22 protein-coding genes and 6 pseudogenes are annotated in these 24,101 nt (G+C 59.6%); 18 read left to right on the forward strand and 10 right to left on the reverse strand.

Annotated elements, in window-relative coordinates:
* Positions 1-96 precede the first annotated feature (96 nt).
* Entirely contained in the window at positions 97-1,047 is a 951-nt protein-coding gene (locus GKG34_RS13985; protein WP_154256589.1) for an ROK family glucokinase, read from the forward strand.
* Between the two features lie 62 nt (positions 1,048-1,109).
* On the opposite strand, the gene GKG34_RS13990 is transcribed toward GKG34_RS13985, so the two are convergent.
* The 4 genes from GKG34_RS13990 to GKG34_RS14005 form a co-directional block, all read right to left on the reverse strand.
* The gene (locus GKG34_RS13990) at positions 1,110-2,900 is read right to left on the reverse strand and encodes an ABC transporter ATP-binding protein (RefSeq protein WP_154256591.1); all 1,791 of its coding nucleotides are present in this window, start codon (positions 2,898-2,900) and stop codon (positions 1,110-1,112) included.
* A gap of 217 nt (positions 2,901-3,117) precedes the next feature.
* Positions 3,118-3,840 carry a YggS family pyridoxal phosphate-dependent enzyme gene (locus tag GKG34_RS13995; RefSeq protein ID WP_005937660.1) on the reverse strand — a complete coding sequence of 241 codons (723 nt, stop codon included), beginning with the start codon at positions 3,838-3,840 and terminating at the stop codon, positions 3,118-3,120.
* A gap of 5 nt (positions 3,841-3,845) precedes the next feature.
* Positions 3,846-4,406: a TIGR01440 family protein gene (locus tag GKG34_RS14000; protein ID WP_154256593.1), complete on the reverse strand. Its 561-nt coding sequence runs from the start codon at positions 4,404-4,406 to the stop codon at positions 3,846-3,848.
* A 27-nt stretch (positions 4,407-4,433) separates the two neighbouring features.
* Complete coding sequence (locus GKG34_RS14005; RefSeq protein WP_154256595.1) at positions 4,434-5,747, reverse strand: SMP-30/gluconolactonase/LRE family protein; 1,314 nt, start codon at positions 5,745-5,747, stop codon at positions 4,434-4,436.
* 242 nt (positions 5,748-5,989) lie between these two features.
* Here GKG34_RS14005 and GKG34_RS14010 point away from each other — a divergent pair, with 242 nt between their 5' ends.
* The 9 genes from GKG34_RS14010 (at position 5,990) to GKG34_RS14050 (ending at position 13,013) form a co-directional block, all read left to right on the forward strand.
* Positions 5,990-6,217, forward strand: a complete 228-nt coding sequence (locus tag GKG34_RS14010; protein ID WP_154256597.1) for a DUF1653 domain-containing protein — start codon at positions 5,990-5,992, stop codon at positions 6,215-6,217.
* A gap of 34 nt (positions 6,218-6,251) precedes the next feature.
* Positions 6,252-6,767: a molybdopterin-guanine dinucleotide biosynthesis protein MobB gene (locus tag GKG34_RS14015; RefSeq protein WP_223388288.1), complete on the forward strand. Its 516-nt coding sequence runs from the start codon at positions 6,252-6,254 to the stop codon at positions 6,765-6,767.
* Positions 6,768-6,779: 12 nt separating this feature from the next.
* The gene (locus GKG34_RS14020) at positions 6,780-7,799 is read left to right on the forward strand and encodes a molybdopterin-binding protein (RefSeq protein ID WP_097781229.1); all 1,020 of its coding nucleotides are present in this window, start codon (positions 6,780-6,782) and stop codon (positions 7,797-7,799) included.
* A 71-nt stretch (positions 7,800-7,870) separates the two neighbouring features.
* Positions 7,871-8,368 (forward strand): cyclic pyranopterin monophosphate synthase MoaC, encoded by a 498-nt coding sequence (gene moaC / locus GKG34_RS14025; protein ID WP_097774263.1) that lies wholly within the window; start codon positions 7,871-7,873, stop codon positions 8,366-8,368.
* Positions 8,361-9,329, forward strand: a complete 969-nt coding sequence (gene moaA, locus GKG34_RS14030; protein WP_154256599.1) for a GTP 3',8-cyclase MoaA — start codon at positions 8,361-8,363, stop codon at positions 9,327-9,329. The genes moaC and moaA overlap by 8 nt, the downstream gene beginning before the upstream one ends.
* A gap of 9 nt (positions 9,330-9,338) precedes the next feature.
* Complete coding sequence (locus tag GKG34_RS14035; protein ID WP_154256601.1) at positions 9,339-10,271, forward strand: MOSC domain-containing protein; 933 nt, start codon at positions 9,339-9,341, stop codon at positions 10,269-10,271.
* 79 nt (positions 10,272-10,350) lie between these two features.
* Positions 10,351-11,238, forward strand: coding sequence for a molybdate ABC transporter substrate-binding protein (gene modA / locus GKG34_RS14040; RefSeq protein WP_154256602.1), 888 nt, complete (start codon positions 10,351-10,353; stop codon positions 11,236-11,238).
* Positions 11,239-11,298: 60 nt separating this feature from the next.
* Positions 11,299-11,970 carry a molybdate ABC transporter permease subunit gene (gene modB / locus GKG34_RS14045; RefSeq protein WP_097774260.1) on the forward strand — a complete coding sequence of 224 codons (672 nt, stop codon included), beginning with the start codon at positions 11,299-11,301 and terminating at the stop codon, positions 11,968-11,970.
* Positions 11,967-13,013 (forward strand): ATP-binding cassette domain-containing protein, encoded by a 1,047-nt coding sequence (locus GKG34_RS14050; RefSeq protein ID WP_154256604.1) that lies wholly within the window; start codon positions 11,967-11,969, stop codon positions 13,011-13,013. Before modB ends, GKG34_RS14050 begins: the two co-directional genes overlap by 4 nt.
* An 82-nt stretch (positions 13,014-13,095) precedes the next feature.
* Here GKG34_RS14050 and GKG34_RS16155 read toward each other — a convergent pair.
* Positions 13,096-13,146: pseudogene (locus GKG34_RS16155) on the reverse strand (hypothetical protein); the annotation flags it as partial.
* Positions 13,146-13,316 (reverse strand): annotated as a pseudogene (locus GKG34_RS14060) (UDP-N-acetylglucosamine 2-epimerase); the annotation flags it as partial. The pseudogenes GKG34_RS16155 and GKG34_RS14060, both read right to left, overlap by 1 nt.
* 270 nt (positions 13,317-13,586) lie before the next feature.
* Here GKG34_RS14060 and GKG34_RS14065 point away from each other — a divergent pair.
* On the forward strand, positions 13,587-14,273 hold the full coding sequence (locus GKG34_RS14065; RefSeq protein ID WP_044953253.1) for a response regulator transcription factor: 687 nt from the start codon (positions 13,587-13,589) through the stop codon (positions 14,271-14,273).
* Between the two features lie 18 nt (positions 14,274-14,291).
* The gene (locus GKG34_RS14070) at positions 14,292-15,818 is read left to right on the forward strand and encodes a HAMP domain-containing sensor histidine kinase (RefSeq protein ID WP_154256606.1); all 1,527 of its coding nucleotides are present in this window, start codon (positions 14,292-14,294) and stop codon (positions 15,816-15,818) included.
* A gap of 104 nt (positions 15,819-15,922) precedes the next feature.
* On the opposite strand, the gene GKG34_RS15720 is transcribed toward GKG34_RS14070, so the two are convergent.
* The 4 genes from GKG34_RS15720 to gltX all read right to left on the reverse strand — a co-directional run bounded on the left by GKG34_RS15720 (position 15,923) and on the right by gltX (position 21,105).
* A complete protein-coding gene (locus tag GKG34_RS15720) occupies positions 15,923-16,084 on the reverse strand; it encodes a hypothetical protein (RefSeq protein WP_165852638.1) in 162 nt (53 codons plus the stop codon).
* 48 nt (positions 16,085-16,132) lie between these two features.
* Positions 16,133-17,080 (reverse strand): pectinesterase family protein, encoded by a 948-nt coding sequence (locus GKG34_RS14075; RefSeq protein WP_154256609.1) that lies wholly within the window; start codon positions 17,078-17,080, stop codon positions 16,133-16,135.
* Between the two features lie 81 nt (positions 17,081-17,161).
* Complete coding sequence (locus GKG34_RS14080; protein ID WP_243139278.1) at positions 17,162-19,450, reverse strand: PP2C family protein-serine/threonine phosphatase; 2,289 nt, start codon at positions 19,448-19,450, stop codon at positions 17,162-17,164.
* Positions 19,451-19,635: 185 nt separating this feature from the next.
* Positions 19,636-21,105 carry a glutamate--tRNA ligase gene (gltX, locus tag GKG34_RS14085; RefSeq protein WP_082210819.1) on the reverse strand — a complete coding sequence of 490 codons (1,470 nt, stop codon included), beginning with the start codon at positions 21,103-21,105 and terminating at the stop codon, positions 19,636-19,638.
* 282 nt (positions 21,106-21,387) lie between these two features.
* Between gltX and GKG34_RS14090 the strand changes: the two genes are divergently transcribed.
* The 6 genes and pseudogenes from GKG34_RS14090 to GKG34_RS14115 all read left to right on the forward strand — a co-directional run.
* Positions 21,388-21,990: a Type 1 glutamine amidotransferase-like domain-containing protein gene (locus GKG34_RS14090; RefSeq protein ID WP_015563755.1), complete on the forward strand. Its 603-nt coding sequence runs from the start codon at positions 21,388-21,390 to the stop codon at positions 21,988-21,990.
* A gap of 224 nt (positions 21,991-22,214) precedes the next feature.
* Positions 22,215-22,652 (forward strand): radical SAM mobile pair system MarR family transcriptional regulator, encoded by a 438-nt coding sequence (locus tag GKG34_RS14095; protein WP_154256613.1) that lies wholly within the window; start codon positions 22,215-22,217, stop codon positions 22,650-22,652.
* Positions 22,649-22,971: pseudogene (locus GKG34_RS14100) on the forward strand (DUF5131 family protein); the annotation flags it as partial. The gene GKG34_RS14095 and the pseudogene GKG34_RS14100, both read left to right, overlap by 4 nt.
* Positions 22,972-22,974: 3 nt before the next feature.
* Positions 22,975-23,169: pseudogene (locus GKG34_RS14105) on the forward strand (MarR family transcriptional regulator); the annotation flags it as partial.
* Positions 23,166-23,456, forward strand: a pseudogene (locus tag GKG34_RS14110) (DUF5131 family protein); the annotation flags it as partial. The pseudogenes GKG34_RS14105 and GKG34_RS14110, both read left to right, overlap by 4 nt.
* A 2-nt stretch (positions 23,457-23,458) precedes the next feature.
* Positions 23,459-24,061 (forward strand): annotated as a pseudogene (locus GKG34_RS14115) (DUF5131 family protein); the annotation flags it as partial.
* Positions 24,062-24,101 lie beyond the last annotated feature (40 nt).

The raw sequence follows: 24,101 nt of genomic DNA on the forward strand, positions 1-24,101 counted from the left end.
AATCCGCAGCGGCACTGCTCTTTTCGGAGCGGGTGTGCTATACTGGCTGTATGAATGAAAAATGCGGCCCCGGGCCGCAGAAGGGGTAAATGAACTATGAAGGAATACGCATTCGGCATCGATCTGGGCGGTACCACCGCTAAGATCGGCCTGTTCAAGACCACCGGCGAGCTGCTGGAAAAGTGGGAAGTTCCCACCGACACCTCCAACGCCGGTGAACACATTCTGGAAAATCTGGCCGCTGCCGTGCAGGGCAAGATGCAGGAAAAGGGTCTTGCCGCCGCTCAGGTGGAAGGCGTGGGCGTGGGCGTGCCCGGCCCTGTGCTGGACAGCCGCATCGTGCCCATCATCTGCGCAAACCTCGGCGGCTGGGGCAAGCATAATGTAGCCGAAGAGCTGAGCACCATGCTGGGCGGCATCCGGGTCCTTGTGGGCAATGACGCCAACGTGGCCGCTCTGGGCGAGATCTGGATGGGCGCAGCCAAGGGCTGCCGCAGCGCAGTCATGGTCACGCTGGGCACCGGTGTGGGCGGCGGCGTCATCGTCAACGGCAAGGTCATCGATGGCACCCACGGTGCCGGCGGTGAGATCGGCCACATCACGGTGGACCGCCACGAGACCGCCGCCTGCGGCTGCGGCAAGCACGGATGTCTGGAACAGTATTCCAGTGCTACCGGCGTTGTGCGCTGCATGAAGAAGCTGCTGGACGAGAACCCGGACACCCCCTGCACCCTGCGCGGCACCGAGTTTGCCGCCAAGGACGTGTTTGATGCCGCCCGCAATGGCGACGCCCTTGCCGCCCGTGAGGTGGACGAGATGACCGACACCCTCGGCATGGCGCTGGCCAATGTTGCCAACACCGTGGACCCGGAAATGTTCATGATCGGCGGCGGCGTGTCCCGCGCCGGTGATGTGCTGTTTGCCCCGCTGCGGGAGCACTTCAAGGTCTATGCCTTCAAGTCCTGCCGTGAGACCCCCATCGTGCCCGCCATCCTCGGCAACGATGCCGGTATCTATGGTTCTGTGCGCCTGATCGTGGGCGAATGATCCCTCTGTACGCAAAAAGCTCTGCCGTGCTTGCGGCAGAGCTTTTTTGTATGCGTGCTTTTTTACAGCGTATCTTCCCCCGGCAGCTGGTTCCACAGGCGGTAGTAGACGCCCTGCTTTGCCAGCAGCTGGTCGTGGGTGCCGGATTCCACGATGCCCTCTTCGCCCAGCACAAGGATGCGGTCGTAGTCCTTGATGGTGGTCAGGCGGTGGGCGATGGTCAGGGTGGTGCGGCCATGGGCCAGCTTTTCAAGGCTCTGGCCCACCAGGATCTCGCTTTCGTTGTCCAGTGCGCTGGTGGCCTCGTCCAGAATGAGGATGGGCGGGTTCTTCAGGAACACCCGCGCAATGGCGATGCGCTGCTTCTGTCCGCCGGAGAGCTTGACACCGCGCTCACCCACATAGGTATCAAAGCCATCCTTCAGGGCCAGAATGAACTTTTCCGCCCCGGCCAGACGCGCCGCTTCCATGATCTCTTCGCGGGTGGCGCCGGGCTTGCCGTAGGCGATGTTCTGGGCCACCGTGCCGCTGAACAGATACACGTCCTGCTGCACGATGCCGATATCCTGCCGCAGGCTTTTCAGGGTGACATGGCGGATATCCTGCCCATCGATCAGGATGCGGCCGCTGGTCACCTCGTAGAAGCGGGGGATGAGGTTGCACAGGGTGGTCTTGCCGCCGCCCGAAGGGCCGACCAGCGCCAGCCGTTCGCCCGCCCGGATATCCAGACTGACGTTGTGCAGGACCTTGTTGTGGTCGTCCGGGTACTCAAAGCTGACGTTTTCAAACCGGATGTCACCGGGGCCGGGCTGCAGCGGCACCGCGTCCGGGGCGTCGCCGATGGTCACAGGGGTGTCCATGATCTCGGCAAAGCGCTCGATGCCGGTCATGCCGCGCTGGAACTGCTCGGCAAACTCCACGATGCGGCGGATGGTGGCAATAAGGGTGGTGACGTACAGCATATAGGCCACCATGTCACCGGCGGTGATCCTGCCGTACACCAGCGAGAGGCCGCCTGCCAGAATGACCACCAGATACATCAGGCCGTCGAACAGGCGGGTGGAGGTGTTGAAGGCACCCATGGCGTAGTAGCCGAGGGTCTTGATCTGCTCAAAATCCCTGTTGCCCTTGGCAAACTTCTCGCGTTCCTCATCCTCGGCGGCAAAGGCCTTCACGACACCCTGCCCCAGCAGGCTGTCCTCGATGGTGGAGTTCAGCTCGCCGATCTGCACGCGCTGCTGGCGGAACCGCGCCCGCAGCCGTCCGTTCAGGTAAACGGACACCACGCCCATCAGCGGCACGCAGGCGAACACCGCCAGCGTCAGCGGCACACTGGCCCGGCACAGGATAATAAAGGACACCACGATCTTGATGGCCGCAATGAAAAATTCCTCCGGGCAGTGGTGGGCAAACTCGGTCACATCGAACAGGTCGTTGGTGATGCGGCCCATGATGGTGCCTACCTTGGTGTTGTTGTAGTAGGTGTGGTCCAGCTTGAGCAGGTGGTCAAAGGCATCGCGGCGCATATCCGTCTCGATGTGCACGCCCATGATATGACCGATGCTGGACATGTAATAGCTGGCTGCACCGTCGATGATGCGCAGCACAAAATAGAGTGCTGCCAGCCGCAGCACGATGCCTGCCGTCAGAGTGATGCCCACGCCCATGGCGGCGTTGGTGATAGTGCTCATGATCTTGGGCAGCACGATGTCACACAGGGTGGTCAGCGCCGCACAGAACAGGTCCAGAAACAGGGTCATTTTGTACTTTGCCAGATAGGGCAGAAAACGCCGGATCAGCGCACCGCTGCCTGCGTGGTGCGCCCCGGGGTCGTTGATTTTGGTTTTTGACATGGTTCCTCCGTTTTTTGGTTTCTTTAGGCCTTTACGATTCAGGATGTTTCAGATACTTTTCAGTGGGCTCGCCCTCTCAGTCAAATCCTTCGGATTTGCCAGCTCTCCCAAAGGGAGAGCCCTTGGCAAAGAGATGAAGTTTGCGTGGACTGCCAAAGGCTCCCACTCTGGGGGAGCTGTCGCGCAAGCGACTGAGAGGGCGAGGCCGTTTTTATTTTTACACTTTTTTACTGTAATCCCGCTCGCCGTAGATGGCGGTGCCGATGCGCACAAGGGTGGCACCCTCCCGGATGGCGTTTTCAAAGTCGCCGCTCATGCCCATGGAGAGGGTCTCCATGGACACGTTGGAATAGCCGCGCTCTCCAGCCTGCACAAACAGCTTGTACACCTCGGCCAGATAGCGGCGGTTGCGGGCATCGTCGTCGTTCACGGGCGGAATGGCCATCAGCCCCTTGACCCGGATGTGCTCCTGTGCGGCAGCAGCATCCAGCAGCGGCCAGAGCGCTTCCGGTGCCACGCCGGTCTTGCTCTCCTCGCCACCGATGTTCACCTCCAGCAGCACGTTCTGCACGATGCCGGCCTTGGCTGCTTCCTTCTCGATGGCGTTCAGCAGATGCTCGCTGTCCACGCTTTGGATGAGGCTGGCACGGCCCAGCACTTTTTTAATTTTGTTCGTCTGCAGATGGCCGATAAAGTGGCTGGGCTTGCCGCAGTAAGCACCTGCGTCAAAGTTTGCGCACAGCTCCTGCACATGGTTCTCACCGAACACATCAATGGGCAGGGCTGCGCTTGCAGCCACGGTCTGCGCCGTGCGGGTCTTGCAGGCGGCGCACAGCTGCACCGCTGCCGGGTCGCGGCCTGCTTCACGGGCCGCGGCTGCCATCTTTTCCCGGATCTCTGCCACGGCCTCCTGCATCTGTTCCAGATTCTTTTCTGCCATGATGCTCAGTCCTCCTCGGTATACTTGGCGCGTTCGCCGCCGATGAGCTTCGGGCGGGTGCGGGCGCACAGAATGTTCGCTTCACCAATTTTGGAAAGGCTCAGCCGCACCGGCACCGCCACCCGCTTCAGGTGCATCCCGATCAGGGTGCCGCCGATATCAATGCCTGCATGGGCACGGATCTCTTCCACGGCCACCGGCTCCCGGAACTTCTTCCAGCAGGTAGTGGCCCAGCTGCCGCCTGCGTGGGGGCGCGGCACCACGCACACCTCTTCCCAGCCGTATTTTTCGGCGGCTTCGCGCTCGATGATAATAGCGCGGTTCAGATGCTCACAGCACTGCGCGGCCAGCCAGATGCCGTTTTCGCCCAGCACTGGGGCAATGCCCGCGTACACGGCCTGCGCGGCTTCCAGACTGGAATCCTTGCCAATGTGCCCGCCCACGATCTCGCTGGACGAGCAGCCCACCACGAACACATCGCCCTTTTTCAGCTTTGCTTCGGCCAGCAGTTCGGTCACTGCCTGCCGGGCCTGCATCTCGATCTGTTTTTTGAATTCTTCTGTCATAAAAAACACCTCGGTTTTTATCAAAAATCAAAGATTTGCACTGCGCACCTTTTCGCTGCCTGCAAGGCCGAGATACAGCCTGCTCTCCACCGGGCACAGAGCTGTCACACCGCCTGCACCCTTGCTGGAGACCGTCCGCTTCCAGCTGCCGTCTGCCGTATCCACAGCTTCCGCGCAGGGCGCATCGGCAGGCAGGCTGAATAGCTTTTCCTGCAGATTCCGGCCTGCACGCAGGGCAATTCCCCGCAGCAGGGTGCTGTCGGCGTTCTTTTCCAGCCAGCTGCTGCGCGCCCACCGGTAGCCGATGTACAGGGTGCCGTCTGCATCCATAGCAAGCGCACCGGGATACCCCGGCAGGCCGGAAACAAAGCTCTGGCAGTTTTTACCGCCCGCCGTCAGGTCGCGGGCATCGGCGGCAGCGCTCCACACACAGCGGTTCCCAAGGTCAGCCACGAACAGCGTGCTGCCGTCCCGGCTCAGGGCCAGCCCGGAAGCACCGGCCACACCGCCCAGCACCTTCTGCACCGTACGTGCTGCCGGGTCGTATACATACACGCAGCCCGTGCCGGTGTGGGCCAGCAGTTCGGTGCGCAGAGTGCTCTCCAGCCCGTCCGCGGCACTGGCACTGGCAGCAACCGCAAAGTAGATCCTGCCGTCCGGCGCGGCTTCCACCGCTGAGACAGCCCCCAGCGGTGCACCGTCGATCTGGGTCACTACCTGCTCCACCGCCGTGCCCCAGCTGTCGTGGGCGGCGCGGCACAGGCTGCCGCCGCCGGGCGTGAGGATGCTCAGCCACAGGTCCCCGCTGCCGTCAAAGGCAAAACCGGTCAGCTCACCGTCCACGGAAAGGATGGCCGCATCGTGTCCGCCGTCGGTGCGTACAAGGTCGCTCGTGCGCTTTTTTAAGGCTGCGCCGTCGTATGCTGCGGCATACACAAGGCCGTCCTGTGTGCGGATGCAGTCCACACCCTGATATTCGCCCAGATCCAGCGTTCCCTTATGATCGGCGGCAAGGGCCGTCTGTGCTGCACCGGTGTCCTGCCGGACATCCGGCGCGGTGTAGCCTTGTGGCGGCGTATCGATGGGCCGGAACACCAGTGCATACACCAGCGCCAGCAGGATGCACACGCCAAACACCGTGCTGGCCGTGCGGAACCGCTTGAGCAGCGCGTCCCGCTCCACCGCCATCTGGGCCGCATACTCGGCACGGCGGCGGGCAGCGCGGGCATTGGCGCGGTTTGCCCGGCGCATCCAGCGATCCACGAACAATGCCACCTGCGGCCCGATGGTGAGCGACGCAATGGCAAGGATGAGCAGAAATTCAACAAGTCCGATCCTCATAGGGCTTTTTCCTTTATCTTCAGAGCTTTTTCAGGGGGGGTATCCCCTTATCGTTTCAGTATAGCATCTGTGGCGCGGCAGTTCAAGCACCCAACTCTGTCTCCCGGCTTTTGCCGCCGCCTGCCGCCTTTTTCTCCATCTTTCCTGCCAAAGACTTTTTTGCCGTGCTGAAATATGCTATACTGATTATAAATATGGCATTCTGTACCGGAATGCCGCATGTCAGTGTAAAAGAGGATAGCATGGAAGCATTCAAATATCATGTGCAGCCGGGCCGCTACCGGCATTTCAAGGGCAACGAATACGAAGTGCTGGGCATGGCCCGCCACAGCGAGACCGAAGAGGAAATGGTGGTGTACCGCGCCCTGTACGGGGAACGCGGGCTTTGGGTGCGTCCTGCCGCCATGTGGTGCGAGACCGTGGAGCGGGACGGCAAAGTGCAGCCGCGCTTTGTGCGCATTGAGGAGTGAACCGGCAGTTTTTGCCGATGGGATAAAACGGAGGGTGATACTTTTGTACAGTGAACAAAAACAGGCGCTTGCCGCCGAACTGAGCTTCAAGCATCCGGCAGTGCTGGCTGTCAGCGGTTCCGCAGGCAGCGGCAAGACCGCTCTGCTGGCCGCGCTGCTGCCGGTGCTCAAGAGCCGCGGGCTGAAGGTGGGCGTGATCCGCGAGGCTGACGATCTGCGCCTGCCCGCCGAGACCGACCGCCTGCATGAGGCCGGTGCCGAGGGTGTGGCCGTGTTTACTGCCGGGCGCTATCTGCTTACCGAGCAGTTCCGCCTGAACGAGCAGGACCTGCTGGCTTTGTTCGAGCGCCACGGCTACGACCTTGTACTGCTGGAAGGCTTTGGCGACAGCGGCTGGGCCAAGATCGAGGTGGTGCGCAGCTCGGTCAGCCCGGTGGGCACCGCGTTCCAGCCCATGGCCATCGTGGGCGATGTGCCGGGCGCTGATTTTGCACTGGACGATCCTGCTGCTCTGGCAGACTGGATCGAGAACCAGATGCCGTCCCTGTAACGGAGGTTCTGCATGAAACTCATCCGTACCGAAGACGCTGTCGGGCAGGTGCTCTGCCACGACATCACACAGATCATTCCCGGCCAGTTCAAGGGAGCACGCTTCCGCAAAGGGCACATCGTCCAGCCGGAGGATATCCCCGTGTTGCTCTCCATTGGCAAAGAGAATCTCTATGTCTGGGAGAAGCGCCCCGGCATCCTGCACGAGGACGAAGCCGCTGCCCTTTTGTACAAGGCAGCGGCGGGCCGCAACATCCACGGCACTGAGCCGAAGGAAGGCAAGATCGAACTGGTTGCCGACTGCGACGGTCTTTTGAAGATCGACCGCGCCGCCCTGCTGGCCGTGAACCGCACACCCCAAATGATGATCGCTACCATCCACGGCGACCTGCCCGTGAAAAAGGGCCAGAAGCTGGCCGGCACCCGCATCATCCCGCTGGTGATCGAGCAGGAGAAGATGGATGCCATGCAGGCCGCAGCAGGCAGCGAACCCATCCTGAACGTGCTGCCTTTCCACCCGAAAAAGTTTGCGGTCATCACCACCGGCAGCGAGGTATTCAAGGGACGCATCGAGGACAGATTCACCCCCATTCTGGTGGGCAAGCTGGCCGAATACGGCTGCGAGATGACCTATCACAAAACCTGCGACGACGACCCCGCCGGGATCACCGCCGCCATTCTGGAAGCAAAGGCCGCAGGCTGCGAGATGATCTTTACCACCGGTGGCATGAGCGTAGACCCCGACGACCGCACGCCGCTTGCCATCAAGAACACCGGTGCCGAGATCATCACCTATGGCGCACCGGTGCTGCCGGGTGCCATGTTCCTTGTGAGCTATCTGGACGGTGTGCCGGTGTGCGGCCTGCCCGGCTGCGTGATGTACGCCAAGCGCACCATTTTTGACCTGCTGCTGCCGCGCCTGCTGGCCGACGACCCCATCACTGCCGAGGACATTGCCCGGCTGGGCGAGGGCGGGCTGTGCTTAGGCTGCGCCGAATGCCACTGGCCCAACTGCGGCTTCGGGCATTGCTGAAACCCTCTCAGTCAAAGCCTTACGGCTTTGCCAGCTCTCCCAAAGGGGAGAGCTTTATCAAGGTAAAAATTATGAGCGAAACAAAACTTTCTCATTTTGATGCGTCCGGCAGCGCCGTGATGGTGGATGTGAGCGAAAAGCCCGTCACTGCACGGCAGGCTGTGGCCCGCGGCATCATCACTATGAATGCGGCAGCCTTTGCCGCTGTTCGGGACGGCACCGCCCAGAAGGGCGACGTGCTGGGCGTGGCCCGCATTGCAGGCATCATGGCGGCCAAGCGCACCAGCGAGCTGATCCCCCTGTGCCATCCGCTGCCGCTGAGCAAGCTGACTGTGGATTTTCACCTTCTGCCCGAACAGCAGGCCGTAGAGGCCGTGTGCACCGCCAGGACCATCGGCGTGACCGGCGTGGAAATGGAAGCTCTGACCGGCGTTTCTGCCGCGCTGCTCACCATCTACGATATGTGCAAGGCCGTGGATAAGGGCATGGAGCTGGGCGAGATCCACTTGGTCGAGAAGACCGGCGGCAAGAGCGGGCACTATGTGCGGGCCGAGGGCGGCTATGTTTGATGCATACGGCCGCAATATCCACTATCTGCGCCTTTCGGTCACCGACCTGTGCAACCTGCGCTGCCGCTACTGTATGCCGGACGGCGTGCCAAAGCTGGCCCACGAAGATATTCTGACCTATGAGGAATTTCTGCGGCTGGCTGCGCTGTTCGCCCAGTGCGGCATCGACACGGTGCGCATCACCGGCGGTGAACCGCTGGTGCGCCAGGGCGTGGAACAACTGACGGCGGGCCTGAAAGCCATTCCCGGCATCCGCCGCGTTGCCCTTACCACCAACGGCGTGCTGCTGGCCCAGAAGCTGCCCGCCCTGCTGGCGGCGGGCCTTGACAGCGTGAACATCAGCCTTGACACCTTGCACCCGGAGACCTTCCGGCGCATCACCGGCAAAGACGAGCTTGCCGCCGTGCAAAACGGCATCCGGGCGGCCCTTGCCAGCGGCATTCCGGTCAAGCTGAACTGTGTGCCGCAGCCCGGCGTGAACGAGGGCGAGCTGGAAAGCCTTGCTGCCTTCGCACAGGAGCATCCGCTGCAGGTGCGCTTTATTGAGATGATGCCCATTGGCTTTGGTGCCGGGCTGCCCGGCCTTTCCGGCCCGGAACTGCTGGAGCGCTTTTACCGCCGCTGGCCGCAGCTGCAGCCGGTGACCGGTGCGGCCTTTGGCGATGGGCCGGCGGTGTATTATTCTGCGCCCGGCTGGCGCGGCAGCATCGGGTTGATCGCTGCCGTGCACGGCAAATTCTGCGCTTCCTGCAACCGGGTGCGGCTGACAAGTCAGGGCTTTCTGCGTCCGTGCCTTGCCAGCGAATCCGGCACCGACCTGCGTGCTCTGCTGCGCAGCGGCGCGGTCGACGCGGCCCTTTTGCAGGCCATTCAAAACACGATTCTGGCAAAACCCCGGGAACATCACTTCGGCCAAGGCTCTATGCCCGCCACACGAGGGATGTACCGGATCGGAGGATAACACAAATTTATGGGTAAAATTCTGGCTATCTGCACAAGCCCCCGGCGCGGCACCTTGAAAACGCCGGTGCCGTCCGCTGTTCTCACCCCGGAGTGGGGTATTGTGGGCGATGCCCACGGCGGCAGCTGGCACCGGCAGGTCAGCCTGCTGAGCGCGGAAAAAATTGAAGTTTTCCGTCAAAAGCTCTGGGTGGACTACGGTGCCTTTGGCGAAAATCTGGTGGTGGAAGGGTTCGATCTTGCCACCCTGCCGGTGCCCAGCTTTTTTGCCATTGGGGATGCCGTGCTGGAAATGACCCAGATCGGCAAGGAGTGCCACAGCGACTGCGCCATCCGCCGGCAGACCGGCGACTGCATCATGCCGCGGGAGGGCGTGTTCGCACGGGTGGTAAAAGGCGGCACCATCCACACCGGCGACGAGATGAAGCTGCTGTCCACCCCGGCAGATTTGCCCCTGCGCGCGGCAGTGATCACCCTTTCCGATAAGGGCAGCCGCGGCGAACGGGAGGACAAAAGCGGCCCGCTCATTGTGGAAATGCTCACCGCCACAGGCTACAAGGTGGAGGAAGCGCTGCTTCTGCCGGACGATGCCGCCCAGCTCAAAACCCAGCTGCTGCGCCTTGCGGATGCCCGTCAGGTGAACCTGATTCTCACCACCGGCGGCACCGGCTTTGCACCCCGGGATATCACCCCGGAGGTGACTTTGAGCGTAGCCGAACGCAACGCGCCCGGCATTGCCGAGGCCATGCGGTACCATAGCCTTACCATCACACCGCGCGGGATGCTGAGCCGTGCCGCCAGTGTGCTGCGCGGCAAGACCCTGATCGTGAACCTGCCGGGCAGCCCTAAGGCCGTAAAAGAAAACCTCGAGTACATCCTGCCCAGCCTTGCGCACGGCATCCGCCTTGCCGCCGGGCTGGACGGCGAATGCGCCCGGAAGTAAAAAAGTATCCCGGTGGGCGGCACCGCATCCTGTACCGTATCAAATGCAAAGATTCATTTTAAAAGCAGGAGCGCTTATCATGAACAACACTAAAATTTCCCGCCGCAGCTTTCTGGCTGCTGCCGGTATCGCCGGTGCCGCTGCGGCCCTGACCGCCTGCGGCTCCTCCGCTTCCAGCACTGCATCTTCCGTGGCAGGCTCTGCCGCTGCTTCTTCTGAAGCTGCCGGTGGATCCATGGAGCTGATCGTGTTTGCCGCCGCATCCCTCACCGAGACCCTCACCGCCATCGGCGAGATCTACTCTGCCGAGAACCCCGGCGTGACCTTCAGCTTCAACTTCGACTCCTCCGGCACCCTCAAGACCCAGATCCAGGAAGGCGCGGACTGCGACCTGTTCATCTCCGCCGGTCAGAAGCAGATGAACCAGCTGGACAGCACCGCTTCCGCCGATGTGAACACCGAAGGACTGGACTTCGTGGACAGCGATTCCCGCGTGGACCTGCTGGAGAACAAGGTCGTTCTGTGCGTGCCCGAGAATGGCAATAAGGGCATCGACAGCTTCGATTCTCTGGCCGAGCACCTCAAGGCCGGGGACATTCTGTTCTGCATGGGCAACAGCGATGTGCCCGTGGGCCAGTACACCCAGAAGATCCTTGCCTACTACGCTCTGGACGAGGAAGCACTGGCCGCAGCCGGTGTCATCACCTACGGCTCCAACGTCAAGGAGGTCACCACCCAGATCACCGAAGCCAGCGTGGATGCCGGTGTCGTGTACTGCACCGATGCCTACAGCGCAGGCCTGACCCCCGTGGATGAGGCCACCAAGGAGATGTGCGGTCAGGTGATCTACCCTGCCGCCGTGCTGAAGGCCGCCCCCAACGCCGAGGCTGCCAGGGAGTTTCTGGCCTATCTGCAGACCGACCGCGCCGCGACCGTGTTCGAGAGCGTGGGCTTCACCGCACTGTAAATCCGTTGTTTTTCAGAGCTTCCCCTCCGGGGGAAGCCTTTTTATTCGGAGGTATCATTTATGGACTGGTATCCCCTTTGGAACAGCCTGCGCATCGCCCTCGTCAGCTGCGCGGCGGTGTTCTTCCTTGGCATTTTTGCCGCCTACTATATTGCCAAGCTGCCGCGCACTGTCAAGGGCGCGCTGGACGTGGTGCTCACCCTGCCCATGGTGCTGCCGCCCACGGTGGTGGGCTATTTTCTACTGCTTTTGTTCGGCGCAAAGCGGCCGCTGGGTGCCTTTTTCATGGAGCATTTCGGCGTGAAGCTGGTCATGAACTGGTACAGTGCCATCTTTGCATCCATCGTGGTGGCCTTTCCGCTGATGTACCGCACGGCGCGCGGCGCGTTTGAAAGCTTTGACGAAACGCTGGCATGGTCGGCGCAAACGCTGGGCCAGTCGGACGTGTGGATCTTCTGGCGGGTGCGGATGCCCTGCTGCCGTCAAGGCATTCTGGCCGGCACGGTGCTGGCCTTTGCCCGCGCGCTGGGCGAGTACGGTGCCACCAGCATGATCGCAGGCTACACCCCCGGCAAGACCGCCACCATTGCCACCACCGTGTACCAGCTGTGGCGCACCAACGACGAAGCCGGTGCCATGCGCTGGGTGCTGGTGGATATCGTGATCTCGGCAGTGGTGCTGCTGGCCGTGAATCTGCTGGAGAAAAAACAGAAAGCAGGTGGCCGCGCATGAGTCTTGAAGTGAACATTACCAAAAAGCTGGATGGCTTTACCCTTCACGCCAACTTTGCCGCGCGCAGCACCGCCACGGCCATTCTGGGCGCGTCCGGCTGCGGCAAAAGCATGACCCTGCGCTGCATTGCCGGTATCGTAAAGCCGGATGCGGGCCGCATCGTACTGGACGGCCGGGTGCTGTTTGACAGCGCCCAGCACATCGACCTGCCGCCGCAGCAGCGCGGCGTGGGCCTGCTGTTCCAGAACTACGCATTGTTCCCCAACATGACCGTGGAGCAGAACGTGCTCTGCGGCCTGAAAGCCGAAAAAGACAAGGCCGCCCGTAAGGCCCGCTGCGCCGAAATGCTGCAGGCCATGCGGCTGGAATCCCTTGCCAAGCGCTACCCGGCCCAGCTTTCCGGCGGACAGCAGCAGCGCACCGCGCTGGCACGCATCCTTGTGGGCAGGCCCAAAATTCTGATGCTGGACGAGCCGTTCAGTGCGCTGGACAGCTACCTGCGCGAGGAAATGGAGGGCGAAGTGGGCAGCCTGCTGGCCGGGTTTGGCGGCACGGCGCTGCTGGTCACACACAACCGTGACGAAGCCTACCGCCTGTGCCGGGATATGATCGTGATGGATGGCGGGCAGGTGCTGCGCACCGGCGGCACCAAAGAGGTGTTTGCAGACCCGCAGAGCACCACCGCCGCACGGCTGACCGGCTGCAAGAACATTCTGTCCTGTACCCGCGTGGATGCCCACACCGTGCGCCTGACCGGCTGGGATGCGCCCCTTCACCTTGCCGCCGAGGTACCGGAAACCTGCACCGCCGTGGGCATCCGCGCCCACGACTTTGCCCCCTGCGCACCAGCTGCGCCGAACGCTCTTCCGGTGCAGCTGAACTCCACCAGCGAGAATCCCTTTGACTGGAACCTGATCTTTACCGCGCCGGACGGCACCACCCGCCTGTGGTGGAAGGTGAGCAAGACGAACCTGACCGCTGCGTCGCCGGAGACACCGGCGTTTCTGGGCACTGCACCGCAGAACATCATGCCGCTGGGGTGACGGACAGCACGCCGGGGATTTTCTTCAGCGCTTCCTGATCGGCCTTGTTCAGGTCCTTGACCGCGAACCGCAGTCGAATCATGCAGTGTGCCACGCTGGAAATGTTCTCGGTGCCGTCCACCAGCTGAACCACTCCCGCAGCAGGTTCTGCTTGGCCTGCTCGGTGGGCGCGAAGTTGTATCTTGCCAGCACGCCCACCGCCTGCCGGTTGAGCTCCTCCGGATAGGGGGAATCCAGATCGTAGGTGCGCAGTCCGGCTTCCACATGGCCCACCGGGATGCGCAGATAAAAGCAGGCCAGCGCCGCCGCACCTTATCCACAAGCTCACTATTATATGCGCCAAACTCGGAATTGTGCAGGTCGGAAAGCACCACCATCCGGCTGGGCCTGCGGTCTGCCCCGCAAACTCTGGCTGTGCAGGGCCGTTTTTCTGTGGTATACTGGTACTGGAAGCAGCCCGCCGCTGCGGGCACTTTTTTTGAAAAGCATTCACGCAAACTTCACAGCTTTTTTTTATTCTTGCTGTATGATATTCTGGTCAAGAAGTCTATTATTGAGGAAGGTGTCTGTATTATGGCTAAGATCCTGATCGTTGACGATGAGCCGCGCATCCGCGAGCTGATCCGTGAACATTTACAATATTCCGGTTATATCTGTGAAGAAGCCGCCGACGGCACAGCTGCGCTGACCCAGCTTTCCGGCGGAGCCTTCGATCTGGTCATTCTGGACCTGATGATGCCGTTCATGGACGGTATGACCTGCCTGCGGGAGATGCGCGCCCGCCACATCAACACGCCGGTCATCATCCTGACCGCCCGCGGCGAGGAATACGACAAGCTGGCCGGCCTGGAGAGCGGTGCCGACGACTACGTTGTCAAGCCCTTCTCTCCCCGTGAGCTGGTAGCCCGCGTCAAGGCCGTGCTGAACCGCACCATGCCCAAGCCCGCCGCTGCCTCCGACACCATGACCTTTGGTGAGCTGACCATCGACACGGCCAGCCACACGGTGCGCGTTTCCGGCGAGGAGGTGGCCCTGACCCCCAAGGAGTTCGACCTGCTGGTGTTCCTTGCTTCCAACAAGGGCATCGCCCTCAGCCGTGAAAAGATCCTGCAGAAGGTGTGGAACTACGACTACTTTGGCGAGGACCGCACCGTGGATACCCATGTCAAAATGCTGCGGGGCCATCTGGGCAAGTGCCGCAGCTACATTGCTACCGTGTGGGGCATCGGCTACAAATTCGACCCCGACGCAACGCGCTGATAAAGGAGTGGAGGATTCATGCGGCACCATCACTCCCCCGGCATCCGCGGCCAGCTGATGTGGTTTTTGTGTTGTATCTGTCTGTTCCTGCTGGCACTGGTGTGGTTTCTGTCCACCCAGCTGCTGGAACCGCTGTACACCAAGCACATTGAAAAACAGCTGACCACTCAGGCAGAAAGCATCACCGCCGAGCTGGACAAGGCTATTGCAAACGGCGAAGCCCTTTCGGCATGGTCTTTTGGCCATCTTACGGTCAACACCACGTTTTTTGACCGGCTTGCCACTCAGCTGTACGCCAGCGGTTCGCTGAACAGCTTCTGTGTGGATATTTCCGATACCACCATGCGCACGATCTATAAGATCGAGAACCAGTCCTACTGCAACCTGCACGAAACGCTGCTCTCGGATTCCGCCAACAACGATATGATCGTTTCCACCGCTGTGGCCATGCGCAAGAAATGCCGCACCACCGGCGGCTTTGTGCAGACCCTGAATCCGCCGCGGCTCTCCGGCTCGGCACAGCTGCTGGTAGGGCGCAACACCTCCGGCGGCGAGTACACCGTTCTGGTCACTACCAGCCTTGTGCATGTGGCTGAAGCCGGCAGGGTGCTGAGCACCGTGCTGCCCATGGCAGCGGCGCTGATCTTTGCCTTTGCCATGACGGCGGCATGGCTGTTCAGTGAGTGGTTCACAAAGCCGCTGCGCCAGCTTTCCAGCGCTGCCCGCCAGATGGCCATGGGCAACTATGCCGTGCAGGTGGATACCCGCCGCAGCGATGAGCTGGGCGATCTGGCCCGGGACTTCAACCACATGGCAAGCGAGGTGCAGCATTCTTCGCAGATGCAGCGCGATCTGCTGGCCAACGTCTCCCACGACCTGCGCACCCCGCTGACCCTTATCAAGGGCTATGCCGAGACGGTGCGCGACATTACCGGCGACGACAAGGCCCACCGCGATGAGCAGATGAACATTATCGTGGACGAGACCGACCGCCTGACCGCACTGGTCTCCAGCGTGATGGAGCTGAGCAAGGTGACCAGCGGTGCCGACAAATGCGAGCGCGTGCACTTTGATATGGGCCAGCTGTGCGACGAGGTGAGCGAACGGTACGATGCCATCTGCGCCCAGAACGGCTGGCAGCTCCAGCTGGAGCTTCCGGACGAGGAACTGCCCGTTTACGCAGACCCCAACATGATGCAGCGCGCACTGCATAACCTGCTGGGCAACGCCATGCACCACATCGGCAAAGACGGCATCTTCATCCTGCGGGCCCAGCGCTGCACCGAGGGCGTGCGGATCGAGGTGGAGGACCACGGCCCCGGCATCTCTGCCGACGACCTGCCCTATATCTTTGATCGGTACTACCGCTCCCGTTCGGATGCCGGCAAGCAGGGCACCGGTCTGGGCCTTTCCATCACCAAGGCCATCTTCCAGCAGCACGGCTTCCGCTTTGGTGTGCAGAGTGCCATTGGCATGGGCACTACGTTCTGGTTCATCATGAACGACCTGCCCGCCAATGCAGCCGAGATGGCCGGGCAGGAATAATCAGGAATAATTTTAAAGCCGGGATGACCGTGTGGTCGTCCCGGCTTTTGCTTTTTCTATAGAGCATCGTTTCTGCCCGCAATGCTGCGGCCATTCCAAATGATTTACTGGCTGGAATCTGCTGTGCGATAAATTCCGAATGTATTATCCGGTGCGGGCATTTCCACCCGGGAGGCACGATCATTCACAGCCCACATCATCCAGCCCATTGCAGCCAGTGCCGCCAGAATGATGATCCATTTGACAAAATTCGGCAGTTTTTTCATAGAAGATCCTTCAAATCCGTTTTATACTTTATTTTATATTTTCCGCTTTTATTCCGGTCTGCAAAGCTTCCGTGCACATCTGAGCAGCTCTTCGGCCTGCTGGCTGTCCAGCTGCTTCACCCATGCACCGCGCGCTGCTGCGCCCTCGCCGGTGCTGCCCGCTTCGGCAAAGCAGGCAAGGTCCGAGTCGGTGCGGCTCTGCCAGGGCGAAAAGCCTTCCGGTGCAATGTGGGCTCCCAGACGGCAGTCCAGCACAGCCGTTTTACCGGTGGGCCGCCACGGCCTGCCCAGAAACACCGTGCCCGCCGGGCAGTCGTCCGAAACAAAGTCGCAGTCCCAGAACACAAACCCGAGGCCATCGGAACGGCCCGAGGGAGCCGTGACGTAGCTTGCAGGCAGGTGGTTGTTCACGGTGCGGATGGTGCACTGCTCAAACAGAGCGTCCGCGCCGCCAAAAATAAAATCGATATCTCCCGCGATCTCGCAGTGCCGGTAATACTGGGCCGTCGGTCGGCGGGGCGCAAAGCGGCCCGGGCCAAGGAAGCCATCCTTCTCCCGCTCCTTCTCCGGCAGAGGGGCGCAGAACAGCGTATCCTGATTGCTCAGCAGCCGCACATTCTCAAAGAGGGTGTGAGAGCAGTCCACATAAGCCGCCACGGCCTGCCCCACCTTTGCCCCGGGGCCGGCATCGTTTTCAATGGTCAGGTCCCGCACCCGCAGTTCTATCCCCCGGAAAAACGCGGTATAGCTGCGGAAGGTGTGGGTGGGCCTGCCGTCCGGGTGCGGCAGCCTGCCGCCGTCGCCCCACACGATGCGGGTGCTTTCCATGCCTGCGCCGATCAGGGTGATATCCTGTTTTTCGCACACCAGCTTTTCGCGGTAAACTCCCGGGCCAATGCGGATCTCTGCTGCGCAGGCATAAGGCACGGCCAGCACCGCTTCGGACACCGAAGCAAAATCGCCGCTGCCATCCTGCGCTACGGTTATGGTAAGCATGTTTCTGTCCTCCCGTTTTGTTTCTATGCTTCCATAGTATACCTTCTCCTCCGTCGAAAATCAACGAAGTTTGTATGAACATCAAACGCATTTTTCCAGCCGCAGCACCGCCGCCGTAATGTCGTCCGGCCTGCCGGTCTTCTGGGCGCGCACGCGGGCCGTTTCCACCAGCGTTTTTGCAACTTTTTCCGGCGCTTCTCCTGCCGCAGCGGAAAGCTCCAGCTGCTTTGCCACCCAGCCCGGACCGTCCACCAGCAGCCCGTCCGAGACCAGCACCGCATAATCGCCCACCGTCAAATGCACCACCCGTCTCTGGCCGTTCACTCCGCCCAGAATGCCCACCGGCAGGCTGGTGTCGCCCACAGCACGCACCCGCCCGCCGTGCACAAGGAAGCCCGGTGCCGCACCGGCCTTGAACAGCCTTGCCGTGCCGGTGTAAAGATCCACGCTGATGAGGTCCAGCGTGGCACCGCTCTCATCCTCACTTTTCAGGGCAAGGGCCACGTTGACCAGCCTTGCCGCCAGCTCTGCGGTAAAGCCCGCCTTGAGCAGCCGGGCCGTCAGCTCGGCGGCAAGGTTGCCATCCACGGCTGCAGGCCTGCCGGTGCCCATGCCGTCGCACAGGATCATCTGCGCTGCCGCCGGGCTGCAGAACTGCTGCACCGCATCGCCGGAAATACTGCCCCGCGCCGCCGCGCCCGCCATGCCGAACACGGCCCGCAGCACAGGCTTTTCGCTGAACAGCAGGGTGGTCATTCCCTTGCAGGAAAGCACCTGCGGCACTTCCAGCGTGCGGCGGCAAATGCGGCCCACCTCCCCGGCCAGCGCGGCCAGCTCCTGCGCCGAGAAGCGGGTGCGCGGCAGCGTGACCGCCGCATGGGTGCGGCCCAGATCATCCAGCGTGACGGCACACTCCTGCGGCGGAGTGCCAAGCTGCGCAAAAAAGTCCGCCACCCGGCCGGATTTATAGGGTTCCGGGTCGCCCGGACGGCCCAGCTGTTCTCCCAACACGCCCAGCGCTTCGGCCACGGCGCTGTACTGCTCGGTCAGGGCAGTGCGCATGGCTTCGGCATGAAGGCGGGCCTCCTTGCGGCTGCGATACAGCGCAAAGGAGCGGTTTGCCGCTGCGCACAGTGCTGCCGGGTGGATGCACCGGGATAATTGCCCGGGCAATTGAGCCGTTTCCAGCCCGCCGCTGCTTTCCAGCAGAGGACGCAGTGCTTCCATGCCCTCCAGCGTGGCGGCATACTCCTGCTTCCAGCAGGTATCCCGCCGTCCGCAGTTAAAACAAAGGGTATCATGTGTGTTGTCAATTACCCAATGGAAATCCTCACGCCGGTGCGGCAGCGTTTCGTAGACATCGTTCACGGTCTCTGCCAGCGATGCAAGGCTCTGGGACACCTGTTCCAGCCGGGTGGCCGCTGCACTGTACTGCTGCGGCTGGGCCTGCCCTGCCTGCGGCTTTTCTTCCGGCTCCGGCACAAGCCATGCTGCGGGCATGGCCGCTACGGCCGTGATGCCGATGCAGACGTTCAGCAGATATTGGAACGCGCTCCCGGGCGGCTGCACACAGAGTGCACCGGTCACGCAGCCGCCCGCGTAGGCGGCTACCGTTTCCATGCGCCGTCCGGGTGCCAGCACCGCCGCTGCCACCGTGGCACAGGCAAGGCCGGATGCCGCAAAGCTGAGGGCCGGGTCTGCCGCGCACAGCGCAGCGCCCAGCACCGCGCAGGCCGCAAGCGCGGCTTTGGCCTGCCCTTTGCTGCATAAATACAGTTCCAGCGCCGCGCAGACGATCACGCCCGGCAGCAGCTGCCACAGCTGCACACTGCCCAGCGCCGCCGCTGCCGCCGCACCCACCAGAAGCATCCCGGCACCCGGCTTTTCGGGCGCGAACTGCCGCAGACAAAAGCCCATGGCTGCGGCCAGCAGGGCATCTGCCGCACTGTAAAGCACCAGCTCTGCCCCGCCGCCGCCAAAGGCAAAGCACAGCGCCACGCCCACCAGCGTGCCGCAGCCCGCCAGTGCCGCCGGGGTCAGTGTTCTGGCACCCATCCACCGCGCTGCCACTGCAGCACCCAGTGCGCACAGCATACAGACACTGCGCAGCGAGAGCGCGCCAAACCCGTGCAGCAGCACACCCAGCGCCGCACCCGCCGCACAGGGGGCAAAGCAGTCCTCTGCAAAGCCCAGCACAAAGCCCAGACCAAAAGGCATCAGTGCACCGTACAGAACGGCCCAGCCGCCTGCAAATCCCACTGCCACAGCCGCCAGCCTGCGCGCTGCCGGGCGCAGCTCCGCCCGCCGTGCCAGCGCTGCCCGCTGTCTGTTCTGCCGCCCGACCGCTGCCAGACCCATCCGCTCTGTCATAAAAACTCCCCGCTTTCCGGCGGGGCGTTGTGGTTCTGTTCCCCGCGCTTTCTGCATATACTGTAGCGCGGGCGCGCGGCGATTTTTGGCGCGGTGCAGTGTTCTGCCGCAAACCGGCCCAAAGACGCAAAAAAGCCCTGCAGCGTTCAAAAATGCTGCAGAGCTTTGTGGTTTTATGGCAAAAATCAGCCGTTCAGCTTTTCAATTGCCGCTTTTACGCGGGCAAGGGTGGTTTCGCGGCCCATCATGCAGGCAAGGTCGGTGCCGCCGCCGGGGGTGCGCTGCTTGCCAGAAAGGGCAATGCCCAGCGGGTACAGCAGCCAGCCGTTCTTCTTGCCCAGCTCCTCAGCCTTGGCCTTGCAGGCATCGAAGACGGCATCGCGATTGCCAAAATCCAGTGCTTCGTCGCTGAGCACAGGCAGCAGGGCTTCCAGTGCCTCCTTGGCGGTCTCCGGGGTGGTCTTCTGCTTCTTGTTGGCGTACATGCTCACATCGTACTCGGGCATCGCATCAAAGAAATCCAGCTGCTCCGGGATCTCGCCCAGCACTTCGCAGCGGGGCTGCAGGTTTGCGCACAGCAGCTTCTTGTCGATGGAGGTGTGCACGGCCTTGTCGATCCACGGCTCCGCCTTCTTCTGGAACTCTTCCGGGGACAGGCGGCGGATATATTCCGCGTTGATGGCCCGCAGCTTGAGGGGATCGAAGATGGCGGGAGACTTGGAGATGCCGTCCGGAGACCAGATCTTGACCAGTTCCGGCAGGGAGAAGATCTCCTGCTCGGCATACTCGCCCTTGGGGCTCCAGCCCAGCAGGCAGATGTAGTTCAGCACGGCCTCGGTCAGGTAGCCCTTTGCCACCAGATCCTGATAGCTGGCATCGCCGTTGCGCTTGGAAAGCTTATTCTGCGCATCCTTCATGACCGGCGGGCAGTGGATGTAGGTGGGGATCTCCCAGCCGAACGCCTGATACAGCAGGTTGTACTTGGGGGTAGAGGACAGATACTCGCTGCCGCGGATCACGTGGGTGATGCCCATGAGGTGATCGTCCACCACGTTGGCAAAGTTGTAGGTGGGCATGCCGTCGGTCTTGATGAGGATCTGGTCGTCCATCTCGCTGTTGTTCACCTCGATGTGGCCGTACACCACATCGTCGAAGCCGGTCACGCCCTCGCGGGGGATCTTCTGGCGGATAACATAGGGTTCCCCGGCAGCAAGACGCTTTTCCACTTCCTCCTTGGGCAGGTCGCGGCAGCATCCGTCATAGTGGGTCATCTCACCGTTGGCGCGCTGCTCAGCATGCAGGGCCTCCAGACGCTCCTCGGTGCAGAAGCAATAGTATGCCTTGCCCTCTGCCACCAGCTGCTCGGCATACTGTTTGAACATGCCCATGCGCTCGCTCTGCACATAGGGGCCCACGGGGCCGCCGATGTCCGGGCCTTCGTCCCACAGCAGGCCGGTCTCCCGCAGGGTGTTGTAGATGACATCCACAGCGCCCTCCACATAGCGGCCCTGATCGGTATCCTCGATGCGCAGGATGAAGGTGCCATCCTCGTGCTTTGCCATCAGGTAGGTGTACAGGGCAGTGCGCAGGTTGCCAACGTGCATATAACCCGTGGGCGACGGCGCAAAACGGGTGCGGACTTTATTGCTCGGCATAGAAAAACGCTCCTTTATTCTCATGCAAAAAATTTGCGGATAGCTATGTTTTATTGTACTGATTCTGCGCAGTTTTGTCAATGCGGGATAATATCATGCATTCACAGCTTTGCTTTTTTTGTTCGCAATATGCTATACTTGATTCAACAAATCGAAACTTGTCGGGGCGAGGCCCCTCCATCTTGCTACGCAAGACCGTTCTGTCACTTAAAAGCCCCACTGGGGCTTTCATTGTTCCGCTTCGCTCCACAAACGCGAATTTATATATAAAGGAGAATATTGATGAAACTATTTTTATGTTCGCACTTTTCAAGTGTAGGAAGTCTGATAAAGGAAGAAATTGAAAATAAAAAAGTCGCATTTATTCCAACAGCTTCGCTGCGTGAAGGCTACACCGGTTATGTCGGCTCGGCTCGAAAATTATTCAAAAAGTTGGGAGCAATCGTAACTGAAATTGATATTTCAACGGAGGCTTATTCAACGATACAGTCTGTTTTTGAAGATGCGGATGTGATATATTTTACCGGCGGAAATTCTTTTTTCCTTATAGACCAGCTCCGTAAAACGGGAACGGATGAGCTGTTGAAGAAAGAATTGGCAAAGGGAAAACTGATGATTGGTGAATCGGCAGGTGCGATTATATGCGCTCCAAGCATCCAATATATCGAGCAAATGGATGAAAAGCCGGAGGACTACTCACAAGAAGATGATGCAGGGCTTGATTTGATTGATTTCTATGTTCTTCCGCATTATCTTACAGCACCATTTAAGAAAGTTACCGAGAAAATAATGACTGAGTTTTCGGATTTGAATCTATGCCCGATTAACAACCGTCAGGGAATTGTAATTGATGGTGAAGGTTCAAAGGTTATTTGCAAAGACTAATTTGAAAATTCGCGTTTGTGGAGCGAAGCGGAACAATGAAAGCCCCAGTGGGGCTTTTAAGCGACAGAACGGTCTTGCGGCAGCAAGATGGAGGGGACTCGCCCCGACAAGTTCCAGTTTGGAGAATTGAAAAAACGGAATTCACCTATTAAGACATATAAACTCTTGACAATAAAACTCCTATATAGTATGTTTTTAACAAACTACTATATAGGAGCTTTTGTATGGAAATGAATGGAGGATTTCTTGTCACCAAAATAAAACAGCTTGGAGACCGGATTTTCGAGAAGATTCTCAGTGAAAAGAATATTGATGCGTTTAATGGAGCCCAAGGGCGTATTCTTTATGTGCTGTGGCAGAAGGATGGTATTTCAATCAGGTCACTCTCGACTAAATGCGGATTAGCGATAACATCTCTTACTACGATGCTGGAAAGAATGGAAAATCAAGGGCTGATAAGCCGTGTTCAGTCTGAAACGGACAAAAGGAAAACGCTCCTGTTTCTGACTGAGAAAGCACATGCCTTAAAGGGCGAGTACGATTCTGTATCTGATGAGATGGGAAGTATTTACTACAAAGGTTTTTCAGAGGAAGAAATTGCCCAGTTTGAGGAATACCTCGACCGTATCAGAAAAAATCTTGAGGGTTGGCAGGAATCATGAGTATTTGTATCAAAGATCAGATTCAGAACATGAATATCGTCATCGGCTGCACAGTGGGGTGTGCATATTGCTATGCCCACAATAATGTGAAACGCTGGCATATGATGGATGACTTCGCTGACCCTGAATTCTTTCCGGGTAAGCTCAAGATGATGGAAAAGAAACGTCCGCAGAACTTTCTTCTTACCGGCATGAGCGATCTCTCCGGATGGAAGCCGGAATGGAGAGACGAGGTATTTGCAAAGATCCGTGAAAATCCACAGCATCAGTTCCTGTTCCTTACCAAGCGACCTGATTTGCTGGATTTTGATACCGATCTNTTCAGTCTGAAACGGACAAAAGGAAAACGCTCCTGTTTCTGACTGAGAAAGCACATGCCTTAAAGGGCGAGTACGATTCTGTATCTGATGAGATGGGCAGTATTTACTACAAAGGTTTTTCAGAGGAAGAAATTACCCGGTTTGAGGAATGCCTCGACCGCATCAGAAAGAATCTTGAGGAGTGGCAGAAGTCATGAGTATTTGTATCAAAGATCAGATTCAGAACATGAATATCGTCATTGGCTGCACAGTGGGGTGTACATATTGCTATGCCCGCAACAACGTGAAACGCTGGCATATGATTGATGATTTCGCTGACCCTGAATTCTTTCCGAGTAAGCTCAAGATGATGGAAAAGAAACGTCCGCAGAACTTTCTTCTTACCGGCATGAGCGATCTTTCTGGATGGAAGCCGGAATGGAGAGACGAGGTATTTGCAAAGATCCGTGAAAATCCACAGCATCAGTTCCTGTTCCTTACCAAGNTAATGTGAAACGCTGGCATATGATGGATGACTTCGCTGACCCTGAATTCTTTCCGGGTAAGCTCAAGATGATGGAAAAGAAACGTCCGCAGAACTTTCTTCTTACCGGCATGAGCGATCTCTCCGGATGGAAGCCGGAATGGAGAGACGAGGTATTTGCAAAGATCCGTGAAAATCCACAGCATCAGTTCCTGTTCCTTACCAAGCGACCTGATTTGCTGGATTTTGATACCGATCTGGAAAACGCATGGTTTGGCGTTACGGTGACGAGGAAAGCAGAACTGTGGCGTATCGACGCCCTTCGGAAAAACGTCAGAGCAAAACATTACCATGTTACCTTTGAGCCGTTATTCGACGATCCCGGCACAGTTGACCTTTCCGAAATCAATTGGATCGTTGTCGGCACCATGACCGGAGCTCAGAGCAGGAAGATTCATACGGAGCCGGAATGGGCATGGTCTCTGGCGGATCAGGCAGATAAGCTCGGCATTCCGGTGTTTATGAAGGAAGACCTTGTCCCTATCATAGGGGATGAAAATATGATTCAGGAAATGCCGGAAGGATTTAATAAAGTGTTAGAGGTACAGAAATCATGGAAGAAGTAATAAATGGAATCCTCATTCGTGAGGTGGAAACAAAGAACAT

Origin of the sequence: Faecalibacterium sp. BIOML-A4 (assembly GCF_009679665.1) — a bacterium.
Classification (GTDB): Bacteria; Bacillota; Clostridia; order Oscillospirales; family Ruminococcaceae; genus Faecalibacterium; species Faecalibacterium taiwanense.

Coding starts and splice junctions, on each gene's coding strand:
- GKG34_RS14075 (WP_154256609.1), bottom strand. CDS start 17,080: ATGCTTACCATAACCGTAGCGCAGGATGGCAGCGGCGATTTTGCTTCG.
- GKG34_RS14020 (WP_097781229.1), top strand. CDS start 6,780: ATGAAACTCATCCGTACCGAAGACGCTGTCGGGCAGGTGCTCTGCCAC.
- GKG34_RS14035 (WP_154256601.1), top strand. CDS start 9,339: ATGGGTAAAATTCTGGCTATCTGCACAAGCCCCCGGCGCGGCACCTTG.
- GKG34_RS14095 (WP_154256613.1), top strand. CDS start 22,215: ATGGAAATGAATGGAGGATTTCTTGTCACCAAAATAAAACAGCTTGGA.
- modB (WP_097774260.1), top strand. CDS start 11,299: ATGGACTGGTATCCCCTTTGGAACAGCCTGCGCATCGCCCTCGTCAGC.
- gltX (WP_082210819.1), bottom strand. CDS start 21,105: ATGCCGAGCAATAAAGTCCGCACCCGTTTTGCGCCGTCGCCCACGGGT.
- moaC (WP_097774263.1), top strand. CDS start 7,871: ATGAGCGAAACAAAACTTTCTCATTTTGATGCGTCCGGCAGCGCCGTG.
- GKG34_RS13990 (WP_154256591.1), bottom strand. CDS start 2,900: ATGTCAAAAACCAAAATCAACGACCCCGGGGCGCACCACGCAGGCAGC.
- GKG34_RS14010 (WP_154256597.1), top strand. CDS start 5,990: ATGGAAGCATTCAAATATCATGTGCAGCCGGGCCGCTACCGGCATTTC.
- GKG34_RS14000 (WP_154256593.1), bottom strand. CDS start 4,406: ATGACAGAAGAATTCAAAAAACAGATCGAGATGCAGGCCCGGCAGGCA.
- GKG34_RS13995 (WP_005937660.1), bottom strand. CDS start 3,840: ATGGCAGAAAAGAATCTGGAACAGATGCAGGAGGCCGTGGCAGAGATC.
- GKG34_RS15720 (WP_165852638.1), bottom strand. CDS start 16,084: ATGAAAAAACTGCCGAATTTTGTCAAATGGATCATCATTCTGGCGGCA.
- GKG34_RS14065 (WP_044953253.1), top strand. CDS start 13,587: ATGGCTAAGATCCTGATCGTTGACGATGAGCCGCGCATCCGCGAGCTG.
- moaA (WP_154256599.1), top strand. CDS start 8,361: ATGTTTGATGCATACGGCCGCAATATCCACTATCTGCGCCTTTCGGTC.
- GKG34_RS14090 (WP_015563755.1), top strand. CDS start 21,388: ATGAAACTATTTTTATGTTCGCACTTTTCAAGTGTAGGAAGTCTGATA.
- GKG34_RS14070 (WP_154256606.1), top strand. CDS start 14,292: ATGCGGCACCATCACTCCCCCGGCATCCGCGGCCAGCTGATGTGGTTT.
- modA (WP_154256602.1), top strand. CDS start 10,351: ATGAACAACACTAAAATTTCCCGCCGCAGCTTTCTGGCTGCTGCCGGT.
- GKG34_RS14005 (WP_154256595.1), bottom strand. CDS start 5,747: ATGAGGATCGGACTTGTTGAATTTCTGCTCATCCTTGCCATTGCGTCG.
- GKG34_RS14050 (WP_154256604.1), top strand. CDS start 11,967: ATGAGTCTTGAAGTGAACATTACCAAAAAGCTGGATGGCTTTACCCTT.
- GKG34_RS14080 (WP_243139278.1), bottom strand. CDS start 19,450: ATGACAGAGCGGATGGGTCTGGCAGCGGTCGGGCGGCAGAACAGACAG.
- GKG34_RS13985 (WP_154256589.1), top strand. CDS start 97: ATGAAGGAATACGCATTCGGCATCGATCTGGGCGGTACCACCGCTAAG.